This window comes from Dokdonia sp. Hel_I_53, from assembly GCF_007827465.1.
Taxonomy (GTDB): Bacteria; Bacteroidota; Bacteroidia; order Flavobacteriales; family Flavobacteriaceae; genus Dokdonia.
This window is the reverse complement of record NZ_VISL01000001.1, coordinates 2,765,670-2,785,479: the sequence shown is the minus strand read 5'-3', so window position 1 is coordinate 2,785,479 and position 19,810 is coordinate 2,765,670. Positions and strand designations below refer to the sequence as shown.

Annotated in this window: 15 protein-coding genes; 5 read left to right on the top strand and 10 right to left on the bottom strand. The window is 36.8% G+C overall.

Annotated features, from left to right (window positions below; genetic code table 11):
• Positions 1 to 46 precede the first annotated feature (46 nt).
• The 4 genes from OD90_RS12515 (at position 47) to OD90_RS12500 (ending at position 5,486) form a co-directional block, all read left to right on the top strand.
• Positions 47 to 2,656, top strand: a complete 2,610-nt coding sequence (locus OD90_RS12515) for a T9SS type A sorting domain-containing protein (protein ID WP_144669492.1) — start codon at positions 47 to 49, stop codon at positions 2,654 to 2,656.
• Between the two features lie 239 nt (positions 2,657 to 2,895).
• The gene (locus tag OD90_RS12510) at positions 2,896 to 3,999 is read left to right on the top strand and encodes an NAD(P)-dependent alcohol dehydrogenase (protein ID WP_144669491.1); all 1,104 of its coding nucleotides are present in this window, start codon (positions 2,896 to 2,898) and stop codon (positions 3,997 to 3,999) included.
• A 91-nt stretch (positions 4,000 to 4,090) separates the two neighbouring features.
• On the top strand, positions 4,091 to 4,615 hold the full coding sequence (locus tag OD90_RS12505; RefSeq protein WP_261374517.1) for a 3D domain-containing protein: 525 nt from the start codon (positions 4,091 to 4,093) through the stop codon (positions 4,613 to 4,615).
• A gap of 94 nt (positions 4,616 to 4,709) precedes the next feature.
• Complete coding sequence (locus OD90_RS12500; RefSeq protein WP_144669490.1) at positions 4,710 to 5,486, top strand: TrkA C-terminal domain-containing protein; 777 nt, start codon at positions 4,710 to 4,712, stop codon at positions 5,484 to 5,486.
• A gap of 7 nt (positions 5,487 to 5,493) precedes the next feature.
• Here the strand turns inward: OD90_RS12500 and OD90_RS12495 are convergent, their stop codons facing one another.
• The 10 genes from OD90_RS12495 to OD90_RS12450 form a co-directional block, all read right to left on the bottom strand.
• Positions 5,494 to 7,239 carry a hypothetical protein gene (locus OD90_RS12495; protein ID WP_144669489.1) on the bottom strand — a complete coding sequence of 582 codons (1,746 nt, stop codon included), beginning with the start codon at positions 7,237 to 7,239 and terminating at the stop codon, positions 5,494 to 5,496.
• On the bottom strand, positions 7,229 to 9,454 hold the full coding sequence (locus OD90_RS12490) for a tryptophan-rich sensory protein (RefSeq protein WP_144669488.1): 2,226 nt from the start codon (positions 9,452 to 9,454) through the stop codon (positions 7,229 to 7,231). The genes OD90_RS12495 and OD90_RS12490 overlap by 11 nt, the downstream gene beginning before the upstream one ends.
• Positions 9,454 to 10,734 (bottom strand): BatA domain-containing protein, encoded by a 1,281-nt coding sequence (locus tag OD90_RS12485; RefSeq protein ID WP_144669487.1) that lies wholly within the window; start codon positions 10,732 to 10,734, stop codon positions 9,454 to 9,456. The genes OD90_RS12490 and OD90_RS12485 overlap by 1 nt, the downstream gene beginning before the upstream one ends.
• A gap of 1 nt (position 10,735) precedes the next feature.
• The gene (locus OD90_RS12480; RefSeq protein ID WP_144669486.1) at positions 10,736 to 11,629 is read right to left on the bottom strand and encodes a DUF58 domain-containing protein; all 894 of its coding nucleotides are present in this window, start codon (positions 11,627 to 11,629) and stop codon (positions 10,736 to 10,738) included.
• Between the two features lie 12 nt (positions 11,630 to 11,641).
• Positions 11,642 to 12,643 (bottom strand): AAA family ATPase, encoded by a 1,002-nt coding sequence (locus OD90_RS12475; RefSeq protein ID WP_144669485.1) that lies wholly within the window; start codon positions 12,641 to 12,643, stop codon positions 11,642 to 11,644.
• Positions 12,644 to 12,654: 11 nt separating this feature from the next.
• Positions 12,655 to 13,272, bottom strand: a complete 618-nt coding sequence (locus tag OD90_RS12470) for a DUF4159 domain-containing protein (protein ID WP_144669484.1) — start codon at positions 13,270 to 13,272, stop codon at positions 12,655 to 12,657.
• 112 nt (positions 13,273 to 13,384) lie between these two features.
• The gene (locus OD90_RS12465; RefSeq protein ID WP_144669483.1) at positions 13,385 to 14,698 is read right to left on the bottom strand and encodes a TldD/PmbA family protein; all 1,314 of its coding nucleotides are present in this window, start codon (positions 14,696 to 14,698) and stop codon (positions 13,385 to 13,387) included.
• Between the two features lie 32 nt (positions 14,699 to 14,730).
• The gene (locus OD90_RS12460) at positions 14,731 to 16,365 is read right to left on the bottom strand and encodes a TldD/PmbA family protein (RefSeq protein ID WP_144669482.1); all 1,635 of its coding nucleotides are present in this window, start codon (positions 16,363 to 16,365) and stop codon (positions 14,731 to 14,733) included.
• 226 nt (positions 16,366 to 16,591) lie between these two features.
• Positions 16,592 to 17,227 (bottom strand): peroxiredoxin, encoded by a 636-nt coding sequence (locus OD90_RS12455; RefSeq protein ID WP_144669481.1) that lies wholly within the window; start codon positions 17,225 to 17,227, stop codon positions 16,592 to 16,594.
• Positions 17,228 to 17,320: 93 nt separating this feature from the next.
• Entirely contained in the window at positions 17,321 to 17,788 is a 468-nt protein-coding gene (locus tag OD90_RS12450) for a Na(+)-translocating NADH-quinone reductase subunit F (RefSeq protein WP_144669480.1), read from the bottom strand.
• A 412-nt stretch (positions 17,789 to 18,200) separates the two neighbouring features.
• Between OD90_RS12450 and OD90_RS12445 the strand changes: the two genes are divergently transcribed.
• On the top strand, positions 18,201 to 19,763 hold the full coding sequence (locus OD90_RS12445) for a PhoX family protein (protein ID WP_261374515.1): 1,563 nt from the start codon (positions 18,201 to 18,203) through the stop codon (positions 19,761 to 19,763).
• Positions 19,764 to 19,810 lie beyond the last annotated feature (47 nt).

Genomic DNA, 19,810 nt, shown 5'->3' with positions numbered 1-19,810 from the left:
TGAAATTATCTTATTACATCAAGATCCAATACTTAAATAAAAACTTATGAAAAAAATTACACTATTAACTTGTTTAATATTTACGGCTTGTAACTTCCTGTTTGCTCAAACAAATATGCTGACTAATGGTGACTTCGAAGAAGGTGCAACGGTATGGGAAGGTAACGCCTTTAATGTGCAGACAGAAGGAGGAAATAGCTTTAACTTTGCAGACGTTACGACCGCAGGTGATGCATTTAATGTAAATCTAAGTCAGAGAGGTCTTGCTATTACTGAAGGAGAAACCTATATTTTAACCTTTGATGCAAATACAGATGCTACTACAGCTAGTAGAACGATGATTGCAGGTATAGGACTATTTGTAGATCCCTTTACTTCGCAAGTAGAAGAGGTAACTCTTACTGAAAATTCACAAACCTTTACCTTAACTCTAGTTGCAAACTTTAGCTCCACAGATGGACGTGTACTGTTTGATATGGGAGCAGATACAGGTACTGTAATTATAGACAACGTATCACTCGTTCTTGATGATACTCCAGCGGCTGGAGACGAATTGTTATCTAACGGTGATTTCGAAGAAGGTGCAACGGCATGGGAAGGTAACGCCTTTAATGTACAGACAGAAGGAGGAAACAGCTTTAACTTTGCAGACGTTACGACCGCAGGTGATGCATTTAATGTAAATCTAAGTCAGAGAGGCCTTGCTATTACAGAAGGAGAAACCTATATTTTGACCTTTGATGCAAATACAGATGCTACTACAGCTAGTAGAACGATGATTGCAGGTATAGGATTATTTGTAGATCCCTTTACAGCGCAAGTAGAAGAGGTAACTCTTACTGAAAATTCACAAACCTTTACCTTAACTCTAGTTGCAAACTTTAGCTCCACAGATGGACGTGTACTGTTTGATATGGGAGCAGATACAGGTATTGTAATTATAGACAACGTATCACTCGTTCTTGATGATACTCCAGCGGCTGGAGACGAATTGTTATCTAACGGTGATTTCGAAGAAGGTGCAACGGCATGGGAAGGTAACGCCTTTAATGTACAGACAGAAGGAGGAAACAGCTTTAACTTTGCAGACGTTACGACCGCAGGTGATGCATTTAATGTAAATCTAAGTCAGAGAGGTCTTGCTATTACTGAAGGAGAAACCTATATTTTAACCTTTGATGCAAATACAGATGCTACTACAGCTAGTAGAACGATGATTGCAGGTATAGGACTATTTGTAGATCCCTTTACTTCGCAAGTAGAAGAGGTAACTCTTACTGAAAATTCACAAACCTTTACCTTAACTCTAGTTGCAAACTTTAGCTCCACAGATGGACGTGTACTGTTTGATATGGGAGCAGATACAGGTACTGTAATTATAGACAACGTATCACTCGTTCTTGATGATACTCCAGCGGCTGGAGACGAATTGTTATCTAACGGTGATTTCGAAGAAGGTGCAACGGCATGGGAAGGTAACGCCTTTAATTTACAGACAGAAGGAGGAAATAGCTTTAACTTTGCAGACGTTACGACCGCAGGTGATGCATTTAATGTAAATCTAAGTCAGAGAGGCCTTGCTATTACAGAAGGAGAAACCTATATTTTGACCTTTGATGCAAATACAGATGCTACTACAGCTAGTAGAACGATGATTGCAGGTATAGGATTATTTGTAGATCCCTTTACAGCGCAAGTAGAAGAGGTAACTCTTACTGAAAACTCACAAACCTTTACCTTAACTCTAGTTGCAAACTTTAGCTCCACAGATGGACGTGTACTGTTTGATATGGGAGCAGATACAGGTATTGTAATTATAGACAACGTATCACTCGTTCTTGATGATACAGCAACTGGTGGAGATTCTGTACCAACTGTAGCAGCACCTGCGCCTCCAGCAAGAGATGCAGAAACCGTTTTCTCTATATATAGTGATACTTATACAGACCAGCCAAATGTGGTATTTGGTGCTTTTAACGAAGGAACTACAGATATTTCTGAACAAACTATAGATGGCGACAACTTTCAAAAAATTGTTTTTACGCAACCCGATCCGCAATTCTTGCTTATTGACTGGGGAACGGTAGTAAATAACTCAGACTTATCGCATTTCCATATGGATTATTGGATTCAAACCAATCTTAGTGCTGGACTTATCGCTAATCCAAAATTTTCAAACCACGTAGGAGACAGTGGAGAAACATCTGCATTTGGACTAACAAATCCTATATCAACCTTCGGTGAATGGGTATCTGTTGATGTTCCTTTATCAGATTTCGATTTTGATGACTCCACACAGCAAAGAGATGCCTTGAGACAATTTATTCTAACTGTGGTAGGTGCAGATAATGGATCTAGAACACTTTTTTTAGATAATATTTATCTACATAATAATACTGTACTTAGCACAGAAAATTTTGATACCACAGTAGTAAACGTGTATCCTAATCCAGCACTAAATGAGTGGAAAATAGAAAGCAAGAATAGCCTCATTACACAAGTAAGTCTTTATGATATAGCTGGACGAAAAGTATTAGAAATCAACAATTCAAAAGAAATTCTAAGTATTGATGCGACAGTATTAAAAGCTGGGATTTACATTGCAAAACTTACGACATCGTTTGGTAAAAAAAGTATAAAACTTATCAAGCGTTAATTGTATGTATTACTCTATGAAGGTCCTCCTTAAAACTTAAGGAGGACCTTTTATTGGAAAAAATTAAATTTATTACTAATAGGTGATGTAAGAGTGCCTCTTTTGCTTTCGCGAAAGCGGTATTCATTAAAGTTTTTCAGTCTTAAAAAACTATTAATTACTATTCAATTATGTTCTAAGTTTGAATCTTTAAGAGATGCGCTCCACATTATTTTTAAAATTATTGAAAACCTAATCAAATGAAAGCACAAATAGCAGTAATAGAGGAAGCTGGAGAAGAATTTACTATGAAGCATGTCAACATTTCAGAACCTAATTCACATGAAATATTAATTAAAATAGTTGCGACGGGTTTATGCCATACAGATGTCGCTGTCAAAGATGGTAACCTCCCTACAAATTATCCTGTTGTACTTGGTCATGAAGGCGCAGGAGTTGTAGAAAAAGTAGGTTCACATATTAAAGATATAAGAAAAGGAGATCATGTCGTTCTATCTTATGGATCTTGCGGTGCTTGTAAGCCTTGTCAAGAAGGGGATCCAGCGTACTGTGAAGATTTTAATCCTCTTAATTTTATGAATAAACGCCAAGGTGGAGAAGATCCTATTTATAAAAATGAGCATAAAAATATTAACGGAGCTTTCTTTCAACAGTCATCTTTCGGGACATATGCCCTCGCACATCATCGTAATGTTGTGAAAATTACCAAGGAGGTAGATTTAAAACTTATGGGACCTCTTGGTTGCGGAATACAAACAGGAGCTGGAACAGTAATGAACACTCTTAATCCAAATCCTGGAACATCTATAGCTGTGTATGGCGTAGGTTCTGTTGGTCTATCTGCAATAATGGCTGCAAAAAATGCTGGATGCTCTAAGATCATCGCTGTAGATATTAATACAGAAAGACTTTCACTTGCAAAAGAATTAGGCGCTACTGATACAGTAAATAGTAAGGAAGTTAAGAATCCAATAAAAGCTATTAAAAAAATTGTTGAAAAGGGAGTGGATTTTGCAATAGAAGCATCAGGAATTGAAAAAGTTGCTCAATTAGCTTTCAACTCATTAGCTCAAAGAGGAACCTTAGCTATTGTTGGGGCCCCTCCAGGAGAAACAATGTACGGTTTTGATGCGAATGATTTAATTCTATCTGGAAGAAAAATTATTGGAGTTGTTGAAGGTGATAGTATTGTAAAAATTTACATTCCACGTCTTATTGAATTATACAAGCAGGGAAAATTCCCATTTGATAAACTAGTGACCTTTTATGATTTTAAAGATATTAATGAGGCATTATTAGACATGCACGATGGCAAAGTAATAAAGCCTATCCTCACTATGTGATATTCTTAATCTATGTTAAATACCTTGGTAAAACTTATAAATCATTTGTAAATCCCTAGTTTTTTGAAATTCATAGCTTTATATTAAAATTATGAAACTTAAAAACAACATAGCAAAAAATATTCTAAACTGTATTTTAATAATTTTAATCTCTACGGCATGCTCTTCAGATGAAATTAATGAGTCTCTAAGAGAAATTGCTGATGAAAACTACTCTGAAAAAGGTGTAGAAACAGATGTAAAAAATCTGTATGAAAAACCTGTAAAAAAAAGAATTTCTTTAGATGTAACTGCAACAGCTTATAATTCTTTCGAAAGACAAACAAAAAAAGGAAATCCATTCCTGGCAGCATGGGGAGACATTCTTGAACCTGGAGAACGAGCCATCGCTGTTTCTAGAGATCTTATAAAATTAGGGCTAGATCACAATGAGGAAGTGGAAATAAAAGGTTTAAATGGTGATTATATCGTCAAAGATAAAATGAATAAACGTTGGAGAAAAAAGATTGATATCTATATGGGTTTAGATCATGAAGCGGCTATAAATTGGGGTAAAAGAGAAGTTGAGATTTCATTTGATACTTTTGATAAGCCAAATGATAAATTTTCAAATTAATTTAAAAAAAACCTCAATTTCTTCAGATTACAAATTCTTTAAAAGGTTTTTAGTAATGTATTTTTAAATAGCTAGTTTTACAGTATATTTTTCTATGATTGCTGCTGTTTCATTATTCCTCATTATAACATTCTCTGTCCTCATTACAAAAATTTGTACCATAGCTCTTGTACATACAGGATTATCTGAAGAAATAGCAAAATTTCAGTCTCGGTCTGCTTACACAGGTGCTGGCCTAAGTACTAAGGAAACAGAGAATATTATGAATCACCCTGTGAGGCGGAAGATTATTTATAACCTGATGCTTATTGGAAACGCAGGTATTGTAACTGCCATGTCCTCGCTTATACTCACATTTGTGCTACCAGAATCCAATGCTTCCAGATTATACGGATTTTTAATAATTGTAGGAGGAATGTCATTTCTATGGCTTGCTATACGAAGCAAATGGGTCAATAATGGACTTTCAAAAATTATTACAAATATGTTAAAGAGGTATACAGATCTTCAAATACACGACTATGAGGCTGTACTGCATCTTAAAGACGATTTTAAAATTGTAGAAGCAGAGGTTGATGTAGATGGATGGATGTGCCATCGTACTCTAGAAGAATTGGACCTAAGAGAAGAAGGCATCACCATCTTAGGAATACAACGCAAGGGTGCCGGGTATTTTGGCTCCCCTTCAGGAACTTTTAAAATGCTACCACTAGATAAGGTAACCATTTATGGAAAAGCAGAAGGTATTGAAAGTATATACAGAAGAAAAAAAGATCACTACGCTCACCTCGAGCATCAAAAGTTTGTTGAAAAAGAAGAAATAAGAAAAGCGAATGACCAGCAGAAAATAAAGAATTTAAAAAATCAATAACTCCCTTTTAACCTCTCCATTTTGGGAACAACCATAAACATCCCATAGCTATTAGAAAAGCACCACATAACCATAAGGGGTTGAGCGGTGTAATTTTTGCCAATGAGGTCTTTTCCTTTGCACTATTATTAAATTGCGCTTTATTTTTTGTTGTTGTAGTATAGGCTTTCTTGTGTTCCCAAGCGAGACTATCACTTACGTAAAAATAATGGGTGGCTGTAGGGTCTTGTTGTATGTTTATACTGTCCCATCCAATAGTTTTAGGATATATAGTTGTAGACCATTTATTTTTTTGGGTTAGATCTTGCTTAAGACCTATATGATTTCCTCTATTATTAAGAGCCGTTGGCATCTTTAAATTAGATCTTAGATTAACCTTATAAGGCTTATCTGCCGTAGCCATTATATCCTCTGCACTCCACCATGTGGACACGTTACTTTTTTTTCGTAATGCCTTTAATGTAGTTGCCCATATATAATTGTAAACTGCAGCATTCCCTCTTAGCTGTAACTGATACGTATCTGTAAGTAATGAAGTACCCACTTTCCCGTTCCCTTGAAGACTATATGCAGTGATATTCTTACTGTTTGTAGAAAGGATTGGTTCATGCATAGGAGTATCTATAAATTTATACGGTATGCTCGGTATAGTTACCGCTGGATACTGAGGTAATGTTAGTACCTGCTGAGAGGCTCTTTTAAACTTAAAACCAAACGATGATAAGGTATTTATTTGATTGCCATCAGAATATATAAACATCCCTAACCCATCTTGCAGACTAGACACCAAGGCACCATTAGAGCTGCGAGATAATTGCCTATAAGATGCTATATCCATAATAATGAGGTCAAAATTTTCAAGATTAGACTTGGTCAAGCCGTAAATAGTTCCTTTTGCCCTGTTCAAACTTTCAAATTTGTATTTGCCTTTTGTAAGCGCTACACGAGACAAAATCCTATGTCCATCAGCTGTTAGATAATTTTTTAAATATTTAGATTCAAACGTAGGGAATGTCTGTAGCATTAAAATATTAAGTACTTCTTTTTTCGAAACGATTATAGGTAATGGATCTATACGTTGTACTTTACCTAAACTATCTTTTTCAACAAGGGTATATATATACATTCCCGTCGCCTTAGGTGTTTCTCCTAGCGAAATAAGCTGATCTTCAAGACTAGTCGTAAGCTGTAATGAATCTACGCTGGTTCCAGCTGGATCTTTCAATATGAGTTGTGTACCTTGGGGTTTTCGGTAGGCTCCTAAAATTTTTAAGGAATCGCCCAGCGTAAAACGTTCATTATAATTTAATCTTATTATTCCCCTTACCTCATTTCCGCCTAAATAAGAGGTATTTCTAGCATGAAGTTGCCAAAAGTCATAGGACTCAATTCCATTTCCTAAAATGTAAAATTTATCTATGGAGTCTAGCTGTTCTTGTCTAAAACCATCTTCGTTATAGGGTATTTCAATAAGACTGGTATGTAAATTCTTTAAACTATCTAGCTGTTTTTTGTTATAGTTTTCTGTGAGAATGATTCCTAGACTCTTGCTCCTAGCAGTTGGTATTTGTGGTTCTAAATATAATAGGGCAAGACTTGCAACCGCGACAAATCCTAGTAGTGCCCTTATTAAAAGCTTACTACCCTTCACTTGACGGGCATCTTTCAAAACAAAAAGTAACCACATAACTAGTGCAATTACAGCAACAAGCCATACCATATCCTGCTTAAGAAATGTTACCTTATCTATCACCTTGCTGTAATTCTTTGTAAAACATTCGTTCTAAACTCCCTGTAGATTTATAGCCCTTAGATATTTGTAAATCATTAGTAGGTAAGGCACGTAATAGTCCTCTTTGTACAGATTTCCAAACCTCTCTAGATTGTGGCTTTTCCTCTGTAAGCCATTTCAATAGCTGTAACGTCTTAAGGTGTTTTGTGGGTTCATTAATAGCGATCATTGCTAGTTGCTGTCCCGCTTTCGCGAAAGCGGTTTTATCCCCTACACTCAGTGTAGTATTCTGTTGCAATCTATTTTCGATAATTTCGATACTTTCTCTTATAGCAGATAAAGGATCTGCAGTATCTATTGTTTTGCTCTCATATATATTTGTTAGATCCTTAATTTCACCCGTTAAGCGCTTTTCTTCTTTGATGGGTGGCGGATCAAAACCTATACGATGTACATAAATTCGAGCCGTATTTTTTATCTCTTGAATTAATTGCAACGCCCTATATTGATACGGTAATGATGTCTTGGGATCTGACAATCTTAAGTGCAACTCAGAGTCCCACATTTCGGCCATGGCTTGCTTAAGCTTGCCGCGTAAGGATGCAGTAAATAAGGTAGCCTCCTCTGGGTCATCGTGGTTATGCACATAGTTTTCTAATGGGGAGTTTTCATCCGTATCATGATCATGAGATGCTTCTTCTACAAGGTTATGTTCATTCTCACTATCGTGGTCGTGCCTGTACCCTGCCGTTGGGTCATCATCTGGGCTTTCATCCATGTGGATTTCTTGATCTACTGCTATTCCAGAATCATCTTCATCGCCCATAAACTGTCCATACTTTAGCCTTAACGCCTTTTGATCAAATCCCAACGCATTACTTCTCGATGTAAATTCTGCCAGACTAAGTGTAGGTCGCTCTTTGAGCAATTTCTCAGTGTCGATAATTAATTGTCGCTGACTTCTAAAATAGTCTGGCATTAGATCTGCACCTAAAGTACCTTCTACAGCAAAGCTGTCACTTACCGTGTCTTTAATTACTGCAAAATATGTTTCACTTCTCGCGATATTAGGCTTTGGTGCCTTCTCATCTGAAGTCTCAATATAGAAATACAGCTCATCTCCTATTTCCATTTTGAGTTCTTCAAGGTTGATTTTTTTGAAAAGTGTCACAACTTTTTGCCCCGTAGGTACTGGTTGATCAAAAGCGAGTCTTTCTTCTCTAAATTTTACAGACTCCCCTGCTCCTTTACTTACGGTTGCTACAATAGCAGCATGGGAAATACCATAATCGTCACTAATTTCTGTAGTAAAAGAAAGCTCTTTCACATCTTGATGATCAAAAGAAGTAAATTGTGGTAGTCCATTAATTTTAATCTCTGGTGCTTTGTCTTTAATGATTTCTATAGCGTACATATCAGAAATATAGCTGGCTCCTAGGGAATCATAAAATTTAAAATTATAATACCCTGAGGTTTTGGGTGTGTACGCTTTCGCGAAAGCGGAATTACCCCCAATATTGGTACGCATAACACCCATTTCTATATTCGAAAACATACCTTCCATTTCAACCTTGCGTACTGAGCCTTTAAAATCTAACTGCCAATATAAATTAGATCCCTCTAGAATTTTTGCATTCATTGAACTAGTACTCTCAGCTGATTTTCGAGTATAAACGGGATATGAAATGGTGAGTTTTTGTGACTCTAATGTTGGGGGCTCATATGAAGGAAGTACAGCAGCTGAAGATTGAAAATTTATTTTTTCTTTCTCTGGTACGACTAAAGCTTCACTTCCAGTGCCATAGGAATAAAACTGTGAGAGAATAAAGCCCGTAAAAATCAAAATGACAGCAATGGAAATTGCCCTTTTTAAATTAGTTTGCGGCCTAACCAAATGCACATCGTTTTGCAATTGCAAATCGACTTTTGCACGCTGTAGCTGTGCTATTCTCGATAGATTATTAGAATCAGAAAGCAATAGACTAGTACTAAATTCTGTGGTATGAAGATGGGTGTCTAAATAGTCACTACTACTATGAACTGTAATATTCCAAGGTTTTCTAAATAGGATAATGATTCCGAAAACAAGTAGAAAAGCAATACAACTAACCCAAATATTGCACGTAAGAAAACCTACAAATACGGCACTGCCAAAAGCATAGCAAAATGCCAGTAAGAGCTCTTGCTGTCGCCAGGCTGTAGTAAAGCGTTGTATGGTATTACTTCCTTCCTCCATTATTGTTTACGTGCGCTAGCTACAAGACGTTCCATAAATAGTAGTAATATCAAAATTACCCAGAGTACACTTGACAAACTCGATTGAACTACTTTGTTTCGTTGGTTACCTGCGTTTATATAATTGGTTTGGATCGTTTCTTCTGGAACTGTTCTATAATCATAATCAACAGCAATTTTCTTAATAGGGATATCTAACTGCATCCAGTCTAGTAACTGAGGTACAAAGTCCTTTTCCTCTATAATTTTTGGCGAAAGCCTTCTGGTAAGTGTATGTTTAAGTGCTATGCTGGTAGGTGCTATAAGTTTGCGGGCTATTGGGTCAGGACTTAATTCTAAGGTAGGGACTATATAATATTGCGTTGGAGCCTCTATTAAAGAAATCAAGTAATCCATATCTCTATTCTCTAAAGTATCCAATTTTGAGATTTTTTGAGTCCTAATATCCCGATAGGTATACTTAGAAATTGCCCGGAATGCTGCTTCTAAGTAATACAATTCGGCTATGGTAGATTGGTCTGAAAGAATGGTTACTTGTATAGGCTCTTTAATGATTAAAGGCACTACTTTATCGTTATCCACTGGACCTACAGAAATACTATCTCCTTGAGAAATTCTACTTTGAGAGGGTTGCATTTTATCATAAAATGAAAGATTGCCTTCTTTCATTTGAGCGTAGATCACTGCTGTACTGTCTACTCTTTGTACTGCTACTATAGGAGTATCTTCTTGAGGGTATGAATCTACGACGATCCAATTAATTTTTGAGTTAATAGTAGGTCGTTTACCTTTTATAGCTTTCGCGAAAGCGTTCGTAAAAATAACAATACTATCTGCCGCTATCGTTGTGGTTTCCTGAGCCAGTTGCCAATAATTTGGCGGTGCAATATGATTAATTTCAAGATCTTCACGCCATTCTGGGAAGCCACTGGCTAACAAAAGTCTATCCTCTTGAGGTATATCCTTAAATTTTTCTCTAGCAGTGGCAGTAGCAAGTAGTGAAGGTTCAAATACATAAACCACTTGCTTTTGATCTGATTTTGTAGTCCAAAAAGGCTTTGCGATGATAAAAACTAATACAGTTAGCATCAAGCATCTAAGAACCAGAAGCCACAATTCATTAAGTTGTATGGTAGTGCTTTTATTTGATTTTGTTTGTGCTATAAACTGTGTGCTACCTACCTTAATCACACGCACCTTATTTCTACTCCATAAATGAATAGCGATAGGTACTAATAGTGAGGATAATCCCCAAAGATATGAAGGTTGCAGCAAGGTCATATCAAACTAAATTTCTACGCTTTTTTAGAAAAAGTTGTAGCGCCTCAGCAACATCACTTTCGAGTGTAATTAACTCATAACCTATATTCTTCCTTAGTAAAAGTTCTTTTATAGCACTCATATGTGCTGTAAGATGTTTTAAGTATTCCTTTTTTCCGTCCTTTGTATTGACTTTAATTTTATTTCTGTTTTCTAAGTCCTCAAAAATAATTTGTCCTTCATAGTTAAACGCTAGTTCTGAGTTTCCCATTAAGTGAATGACTATTACCTCATTCCGTGTGGTTTTCAATTGTTGAATTGTCTTTGTAATTTCTTCACTATTTTCATAAAAGTCAGTTATAAAAAATAGTAATTCTTTGTCATTACGGTGATGTAGTTTTTCACTAGTCAAATTTTGTGGCCATGTTCCTGACACCTCTCTTTCTATCAATTGATATAAAAATCGATTAAAGTGTTGTTTACCTATCGCTGGTTGAATAGTTTCTATTTTTTTGTTATTAATGATATGTAAACCTACTGCATCTCCTTGACTGTGTGCAAGGTGGGCAAGACAGGCCACAAGTACATTTGCATAGGCTGCCTTTGATAATTCATCTTCTTGATGAAGCATTGAGTTGCTGTTATCTATAATAAACTTAACATTAATATGCGTATCAAGTTCGGACTGTTTTATGTAATATCTACCAGAGCGTGCTAGCATTTTCCAGTCTAGCAATCGTAAATCATCTCCTGGCTCATAACCTCTATATTGACTAAATTCTAAACCCGCTCCTACCCGTCTACTTCGATTAAGCCCAGATAAATATCCCTCTACAACCACACGCGCAATGAGTGATAATCCAGAAACACTGTTTATCACTTCAGGTTTGAGAAGCTCTTTGTAATCTGTAGGCACGTTTACTTTGTTCTATTTGGAAAAATTGGTTTCTTTTAATAGCGTCTTGGTTACTTGGTCTGATGTAATTCCCTCTGCCTCTGCTTTAAAATTTACAATAATACGATGGCGTAAAACAGGTAACGCTACATTATGAAGGTCTTCTAAAGTAACTGCCATTCTTCCTTGAAACAGGGCTCTAGCCTTTGCTGTAAGAATAAGCGCTTGTCCAGCACGCGGACCTGCACCCCATCCTACCCACTGCTTTACGTAAGCATTAGTAGTTGTTTCTGGCCTCGTAGCTCTTACAATAGCACTCACATAAGCAATGAGCTGGTCGCTTATGGGGACTTCCCGTACAAATTCTTGAAGTTTAATAATGTCTTTCCCACTAAGTATGGGGTTCACCTTTTCAAGTTTTCCGCCCGTAGTGGCTTTTAAAATAGCTACTTCTTCCTGAGCAGTAGGATACGCTATTTTAATATAAAATAAAAACCTGTCCTGCTGGGCTTCTGGTAAAGGAAAGGTTCCCGATTGCTCAATTGGGTTTTGGGTAGCAAGAATAAAAAAAGGTTTTTCTAAAGTGTAGGTTTTCCCAGAATAGGTAACTTCAAACTCTTGCATCGCCTCTAATAAAGCCGCCTGGGTTTTTGGTGGAGTACGATTAATCTCATCGGCTAGAATAATATTAGAGAAAATTGGACCTTGCTTAAACTCAAAAGATTTCTTGCCAGTGGTGTGATCTTCTTCTAAAATTTCTGTACCTATAATATCTGAAGGCATCAGATCGGGAGTAAATTGTATGCGTTTAAACTTAAGATCAATAGCTTGGGAAAGCGTGCGGATCATCAAAGTTTTTGCTAAACCAGGTACTCCTTCTAGTAATGCGTGCCCTCTTGCAAGCAACGCAATAAGCAACTGATCTACGGTCTCTTCTTGACCTATTATTACTTTAGCAATCTCTACTTTAAGAGCTGCCAACTTTTTTGTTAAGGTTGTTACTTCCCGTTGTAGTTCCTCTAATTCGTTATTCATACTTAAATGTATTATGATGTAAGTGCATACATCACGATGTTTACGCCAAACTTTGTGTTATCTATTTTATACCACCGCTTATTTCTAAAATCATAATCCCACTCGCATCCATAATCCTTATTACTATAAAGTACTCCAATTCTGTCCTTTATTATGATGGCTTTTAGATAATCGTGTACCAAGTCATCTCCCCAGCCATTCAGCTCCTGGCTCGTAGTAGGAGGTCCATCTTCAAATTCAAAAAAAGCAGAATAAATCTCGTGGTTATTTGAAATCTTTTTCAAGGCTTCTGTTCCAAAAATTTCATCCATCTGTCGTTCAAATGATTTTGCAAAGAGGCCGTCAATATCATGATTACAATCATCTGCAAATACAAAACCTCCATTTTCTACATACTTCTTGAAATTTTCCTTTTCTTTTTCGGTGAATTGCACCAGTTTATGACCAGATATATAACAAAATGGACATTTAAAAATATCGTCACTGGCTAAGGGAATAATATTTTCCTGAGTATCAATAGGCAGTGTCGTATATTCAACTAAAGAATTTAGCAAATTAGACGGCATACGCTGGTCTACATCCCAATCTCCAGACTCATACTGCAAGCGTGTGAAGAAAAACTTATTCATTTATACGTATGGATGATTCATAATTGTTCTTTTACGCTTTCGCGAAAGCGTATAAAAATATAAAACTGGCTATCACAATTTGCAATAGCCAGCCTTGTTGTTTATTTTTTTCTTAAACAGCGTCTGAAAGACTTGTAAAGGTAAAGTCACGTATTTTCATATATGGAATGAGACTTCCGTCTACACGTACTTGCTTTCCTAATGTCTCTAAATTATTAAGCATAATAATAGGACTCTCGTTAAAGCGGAAGTTCTTTACCGGGTACTTAATTTTTCCATTCTCAATATAAAACGTCCCATCACGTGTAAGTCCCGTATAGAGTAATGTTTGAGGATCTACTGAACGTATGTACCATAGTCGCGTAACTAATATTCCTTTCTTAGTACTTTTAATTAAATCTTCTAGCGAGGCATCACCTCCGCCCATGATAAAATTACTTGGAAATGGTACTGGATCTACTCCTTTTTGCTTTGCCCAATAACGTCCATAGGCAAGGTTTTTAACTACACCATTTTCAATCCAAGTTGTTTTCTTAAGCGGTTGTCCCTCTCCATCCCATGTTGCCGCAGGTACTTCCTCGTTGAGTGGGTCTGACCATAAGTTCACACGTTCATCTACAATTTTTTCTCCTAACTTAGTTCCACCTTCTTTTGACATAAAGCTACGACCTTCATCTGCAGATCGAGCATCTATAGACCTACCTAATCCCTGCAAGAGTCCTAAACCAGCAGAGGGCTCTAAAATTACAGTGTATTTTCCAGGCTCTATCGCTTTTGCTTCACGAGACATTACCGCTTTATCGATGGCGACCTTTGATGCTTCGGCAGCGTCAAACTTTGTAATGTCGTTATAGTCTCTTGTTACCCATCCAGAACCAGTACCATCATTTGTACGCATCGTCACGGTAAATTCTACATTAGTAGATTTATTATATGCAAATAAACCATTTGAATTCATCATTGCACTAAATCCTGCTCCACCATCCAAAAAGCCTGCTGCAGTAACATCATTTGCAACGGCTGGAGAGATACTGCTATTTGCCACCTCAGCTCTATATTCTGGGGTGATGTTTGCTGTGGCTTCTACGTACGTTTTAGACTCATCATAGGATTGTGGTCCTAGTGGTTCCATAAATTCTGGATTCTCTGGTGAAAGCTTTGCTAGCTCCTCTGCCCGACGCACTACCTTTTCCAGTGAGGCATCATCAAATTCATCAATAGTAGCAGTACCAGACTTTTTACCAAAACTTGCGTTTACGGCCATGCTTTGATTAGACTGTGATCCCGATGTGGATACAGTATTACGAGCATAGCGTATATTACCGCTATCGCTCCCGCTTAAATTTATAACACAGGCATCAGCAGTAGAAAAGCTCATTGCTTTTTCTAATATCTTTCTAGCCTCTTCTTTTGAAAATATTCCCATTGTATTTTTTATTTTGAGTAAGAAAATATATACTAGACGTTACGGCCTGTATTGATGACATTTATATCGTTAAAACGCGTAGTCGCACTACCATGTGACACTGCGCTTACTTGAGAAGGCTGCCCCTTACCATCAAAGAAGGATCCAAAAAGTCTATAGTCACTTTGATCACATATTTTTGCGCAAGAATTCCAAAATTCTTGAGTATTTGATTGATACGCTACATCATTAAGCATTCCTACGATCTTACCGTCTTTTATCTCATAGAATACAGTCCCACCAAACTGGAAGTTGTAGCGTTGTTGATCTATAGAATATGATCCACGACCGGCAATATAGATTCCCTTCTCTACATCTTTTATCATCTCACTTATAGAATAAGGTTCTTTTCCTGCTTCTAGCGAGATGTTAGGCATACGTTGGAATTGCACATCGTTCCAGCTTTGCGCGTAGCAGCATCCGTGTGACTCGTTCTGATCTATCATTTTCACTTGATCGCGTATAGCTTGGTAATTTACCAATACTCCATCACGAATAATATCCCATTGCTTGGTTTTAACTCCTTCGTCATCCCATCCTACAGCCCCTAGAGAACCTTGCTGTACCTTATCTGCAACTATATTTACTATATCACTACCGTACTTAAAGTCGCCAGATTTCCATTTATCAATAGTTGCAAAACTTGTACCTGCATAGTTTGCCTCATAACCAAGAACACGATCTAATTCTGTGGGGTGTCCTACAGACTCATGGATGGTTAATCCAAGATGATTAGGTTCTAAAACAAGATCATACTTACCTGCATCTACAGATTTTGCTGTGAGCATCTCTTTAGCTTGCTTTGCTGCGGTAGTAGCATCTTCTATGATATCGTAACTATTTCTGTATAACTTAAGACCTGCTGGTCCTTCCAGTTTTTCAGATTCTAAACCATCTAAGTACTCATAGCCCATTCCCATAGGTGCGCTCATTGCCTGACGAGTTTTAAATTTACCATCACCTATTGCAGTCACCCCAAACGTAGGCCAGATACGGTGTACATCTTGATCTATGTATGACCCTTCTGTAGAGGCAAAATATTTCTGCTCATTTACCATAAATAGAGCAGAGTTTACATAGCTCGCACCATTATTCATGGCCGCTGCATTTGCAGTAAGTAGTAAATCTACCTTTTCTGATACTGGAACGTCTTTAAAATCTTTTTTCAAAGGAGTTTTCCAAGACACTTCACCGTAAGAATCTACCGGCGCCAGCACCACAGGTTCTTTCTGAAATTTTGAATTTGCTTTTGCGATGGCAACCGCCTCTTGTGTCGCTTTTTTGATACCACTATCTGTTACATCATTTGTTGAAGCAAAACCCCAAGTTCCATTTGCAATCACACGAACGCCAATACCAAATGATTCTGTATTCACAACATTTTGCACTTTCTCTTCACGCGTAAATACATATTGATTTAAATATCTTCCTATACGAGCATCTGCGTACGTTGCACCTAAGCTTTTTGCTGTATTTAGGGCTACATCTGCAAGTTGTTTTTTAACTAGTGTATCCATTCCTGGCTCTAAAAGTGCCTCCGTGGGAATTGAATTACCTAGCAGCATGGAAGGTACCATAAGGGCTCCAGCGCCCATACCTGCCATCTGAACAAAATTTCTTCTTTTCATAAGTATATATGTTGATTGACTACTTGATTATTAAAAGCGATTGAAGATCAGAAATAAATTTTGAATATGTATTAATAAAATCTTAATAATCTCATAAAATTTTAACACACTCTTGCGTTATTACGCTATATACCGAAGTAATTATTGGTTTTTTTAACAGTATTATATATAGAAAAGCCAACACTAAAAAAGTATTGGCTTTGAAAAATTAAGTACGACTAATACGTTATTCTGGCATGGGTGTCATGCGTAAATAAGGTTTTATTTCAGTATGACCTTTTGGAAATAATTCTGCTATCTCTTCATTCTTGACAGATGGAGATATTACACAATCATCACCATGTTTCCAGTTTGCTGGAGTAGCCAGTTTACGATATGCAGTTAATTGTAAGGAATCAATTACACGGAGTAATTCATCAAAATTACGTCCGGTAGATGCTGGATATGATAATACTAATTTAATTTTCTTATCTGGTCCTACAATAAAAACTGATCTTATGGTAAGTTTATCATCTGCCTCTGGGTGAATCATGTCGTACAGCTCTGCAACCTTCCTATCTTCATCTGCTATAATAGGAAAGTTTATAGTAGTCTGTTGAGTTTCATTGATATCCTTTATCCAGTCTAAGTGTGACGCAACTCCGTCTACACTTAGGGCTATCATTCTTACATTACGTTTATCAAATTCCCCTTTATATTTTGCCGCCATACCCAACTCAGTGGTGCACACAGGAGTATAATCTGCAGGGTGAGAAAAAAGAATTCCCCACTGCTCTCCTAGCCAACTGTGAAAATTAATTTCTCCTTCGGTGGTTTGGGCTGTAAAATCTGGTGCTATTGCTCCTAGTTTTAAATCACTCATAATTTCTATTTTAAGCATCAAAAATACGAGAGTACAACCTATTACCCTACTACTTCACTAGGTTTTAATAAATCTTTATCAATTCGTTTCCATTTAACTAATAGAAACAGAAGGTTTAATAGAGCGTTTATCACAAACAGAGAGCAACCTTTCTAAAAAAGAATCTGAAATTGCCATTACATCTGAAATCCCATCTAGCTCACATATATGGTGAACTACAGCTCTTAAGCCATTAAATAATACTTCTTCAGATTGAGGATGTGTTGGTTTAAAACTGCCCCTTCTAATTGGAAGATCATACCCACAGCCTCTAAGAAAAGTAGCTTCAATGGCTAACAATTCACTAGGCAAATAGCCATTTATGCGTTTTTTAAAAGTTTCATTTACACTTCCCACATAGGTAAGTTTTTGAGACCCATGAGCATCTGTAAAATGTTTCCAAACATCACTAGCGTCACATATGTTACCCACAGCACAAGCGGTACAACACGCTGGGTGTAGCCGCCCTTCATAAAAGGCTGTGTATAGTTTTTCTAAGGCATTTGAGGCTCTCTTCGTCATCTGTAAACTTTTTATAGGTACTTTAAAATTACAACTTAGAATTGATAAAACCTTATAGTACTTTTTGCCTGTGCTACATTTCTTGGACGCGGTTTTTAAAATAATATACTTACAGTTTGAATTTTAACACGTCATTTTGATTTGTAAAAGAACCTAAGGTTGTAAAATAATTTTTACGCTTTCGCGAAAGCGTAACTCGCAGTATTTCCAATTAATAGAACCTCTAAAAATAGTCGATAGAAAAAAAACTTGTATAAAATTAAGGTAAAATCTATTGTTATATAATCGTTAATCCCTTAACAGTAAGACAACTCTTTAGTAAACAAAACGCCATGTTTACATAACCTTCCAAAAGTAATCTCAGGGTACTTTTAAACCTCAAAACCAACAAAAACTAACAAACATTAAACTAATGAAAACAGTAAATTTAATTTGCAAAAGAATACTTATGGTATTTGCAGTAGGAACCTTTCTATTAAGTTGTGAGGATGGAAAAGACGGAATTGACGGTATGGATGGGATCGACGGTGTTGATGGAGAAGATGGTCAAGACGGACTCGATGGCGAAGATGGAGAAGATTTTGAAATGGGAACAACTATGTTTTCTGATAAATCATCTACGCCGCCACTTATTGCAATGTCCTCACAATTTAATTATGTAGAGGCATATTCTCTTATATCTACTCCTGATGTAATAGGTAATGATTTTCAACTAGCAGGATCTGCCGATGGTGCAGGATTTTTAAAAGATGGCGACGACTACATATTTGTTACAAACTGTGAAGATAGTTATGCAGTAGCTCGTGTACGCTTAGACGAAAATCTTATCCCTATCGCGGGAGATTATTTATTGAACTCTGGTGTAGCAGATTTTGCAAGACAATGTTCTGCAACTATGTGGGAAGCTTCTGTTCATGGTGGTTCTGAAGATATTTTCTTATCTGCTTCAGAAAGCATTAATTACGATGTGAAAGCTATAGACCCTAGAGTAACTACTCCTACACCACAAGCAGATTTTGGATTAGATGCATTGGGTGAATTTTCTTGGGAAAACGCTACTCCATTACCTAAAGATGCTTATAGTGGAAGTACAGTTATTATAGGTGGAGACGACGATTCTAGTGGGTCAGAAGGGCAAGTTTCTATGTATTACTCTACAGCGGGTGATGCAGATTTTACAGGTGGTTCTATCTATGTATTGCGTTTTAAAGAAATAGCAGATGGACAAGGTGGTAAGCAAGACGTTGCTGCCGCAACTACTTACAACGAGGGGTCTTTAGATTTTCAAACTTCGTATGCTGTAGAATTTGTTGAAATTCCTAATGGAAGCTCACTTACTAAAAATGAAATGGAAGATGCGTGTACCGCTGTAAATGCTTCTCAGTTTATGCGTGTAGAAGACGTAGATTATCAAAAAGGAAGTGATGCAAATGGTAGAAATGTATTTTTTGCAGTGACTGGTAGAGGTCCTGGACGTGGTACATATAATGATTGGGGGACGGTTTATAAACTTGAACTCGATTCTTCTAATCCACTAGAAGGAAATCTTACACAAATCATAAGTGGAAATACAAACACGAATAATCAGGATGGAAATCTAGCAGATCTTCAAAGTCCAGACAATATATGTGTTACTGAAAACTTTGTGTATGTACAGGAAGATCCAAACTCTTTTGATAGAGGACATGCAGCTTACATCTATCAATCTGACCTCTCTGGAACAAATATTCAGCAAGTTTTAGAGCTCGTGGTACGCCAGGATTTAGCGCAAGACAATAGTACTGGATTGAGTGGAGAATTTGGAGCGCTTATTGACATTTCTGACAAAGTAGGAGTTCCTAACACTTTCATATTGAATATACAGCCTCACTATTGGAAAGATGACAGTTTTGCATCACTTGACGGTCATACAAATACAAGTAGAGAAGATAACCAAGCTTCTCAAGTAGTACTTCTTAAAGGGTTACCTCGTTAATCTTTGAAAAATAAATTTTTATAATGCTTAGGTACGTAGTCTTCGGT

Coding starts and splice junctions, on each gene's coding strand:
- OD90_RS12510 (WP_144669491.1), top strand. CDS start 2,896: ATGAAAGCACAAATAGCAGTAATAGAGGAAGCTGGAGAAGAATTTACT.
- OD90_RS12445 (WP_261374515.1), top strand. CDS start 18,201: ATGAAAACAGTAAATTTAATTTGCAAAAGAATACTTATGGTATTTGCA.
- OD90_RS12500 (WP_144669490.1), top strand. CDS start 4,710: ATGATTGCTGCTGTTTCATTATTCCTCATTATAACATTCTCTGTCCTC.
- OD90_RS12490 (WP_144669488.1), bottom strand. CDS start 9,454: ATGGAGGAAGGAAGTAATACCATACAACGCTTTACTACAGCCTGGCGA.
- OD90_RS12485 (WP_144669487.1), bottom strand. CDS start 10,734: ATGACCTTGCTGCAACCTTCATATCTTTGGGGATTATCCTCACTATTA.
- OD90_RS12515 (WP_144669492.1), top strand. CDS start 47: ATGAAAAAAATTACACTATTAACTTGTTTAATATTTACGGCTTGTAAC.
- OD90_RS12470 (WP_144669484.1), bottom strand. CDS start 13,272: ATGAATAAGTTTTTCTTCACACGCTTGCAGTATGAGTCTGGAGATTGG.
- OD90_RS12455 (WP_144669481.1), bottom strand. CDS start 17,227: ATGAGTGATTTAAAACTAGGAGCAATAGCACCAGATTTTACAGCCCAA.
- OD90_RS12450 (WP_144669480.1), bottom strand. CDS start 17,788: ATGACGAAGAGAGCCTCAAATGCCTTAGAAAAACTATACACAGCCTTT.
- OD90_RS12460 (WP_144669482.1), bottom strand. CDS start 16,365: ATGAAAAGAAGAAATTTTGTTCAGATGGCAGGTATGGGCGCTGGAGCC.
- OD90_RS12505 (WP_261374517.1), top strand. CDS start 4,091: ATGAAACTTAAAAACAACATAGCAAAAAATATTCTAAACTGTATTTTA.
- OD90_RS12465 (WP_144669483.1), bottom strand. CDS start 14,698: ATGGGAATATTTTCAAAAGAAGAGGCTAGAAAGATATTAGAAAAAGCA.
- OD90_RS12475 (WP_144669485.1), bottom strand. CDS start 12,643: ATGAATAACGAATTAGAGGAACTACAACGGGAAGTAACAACCTTAACA.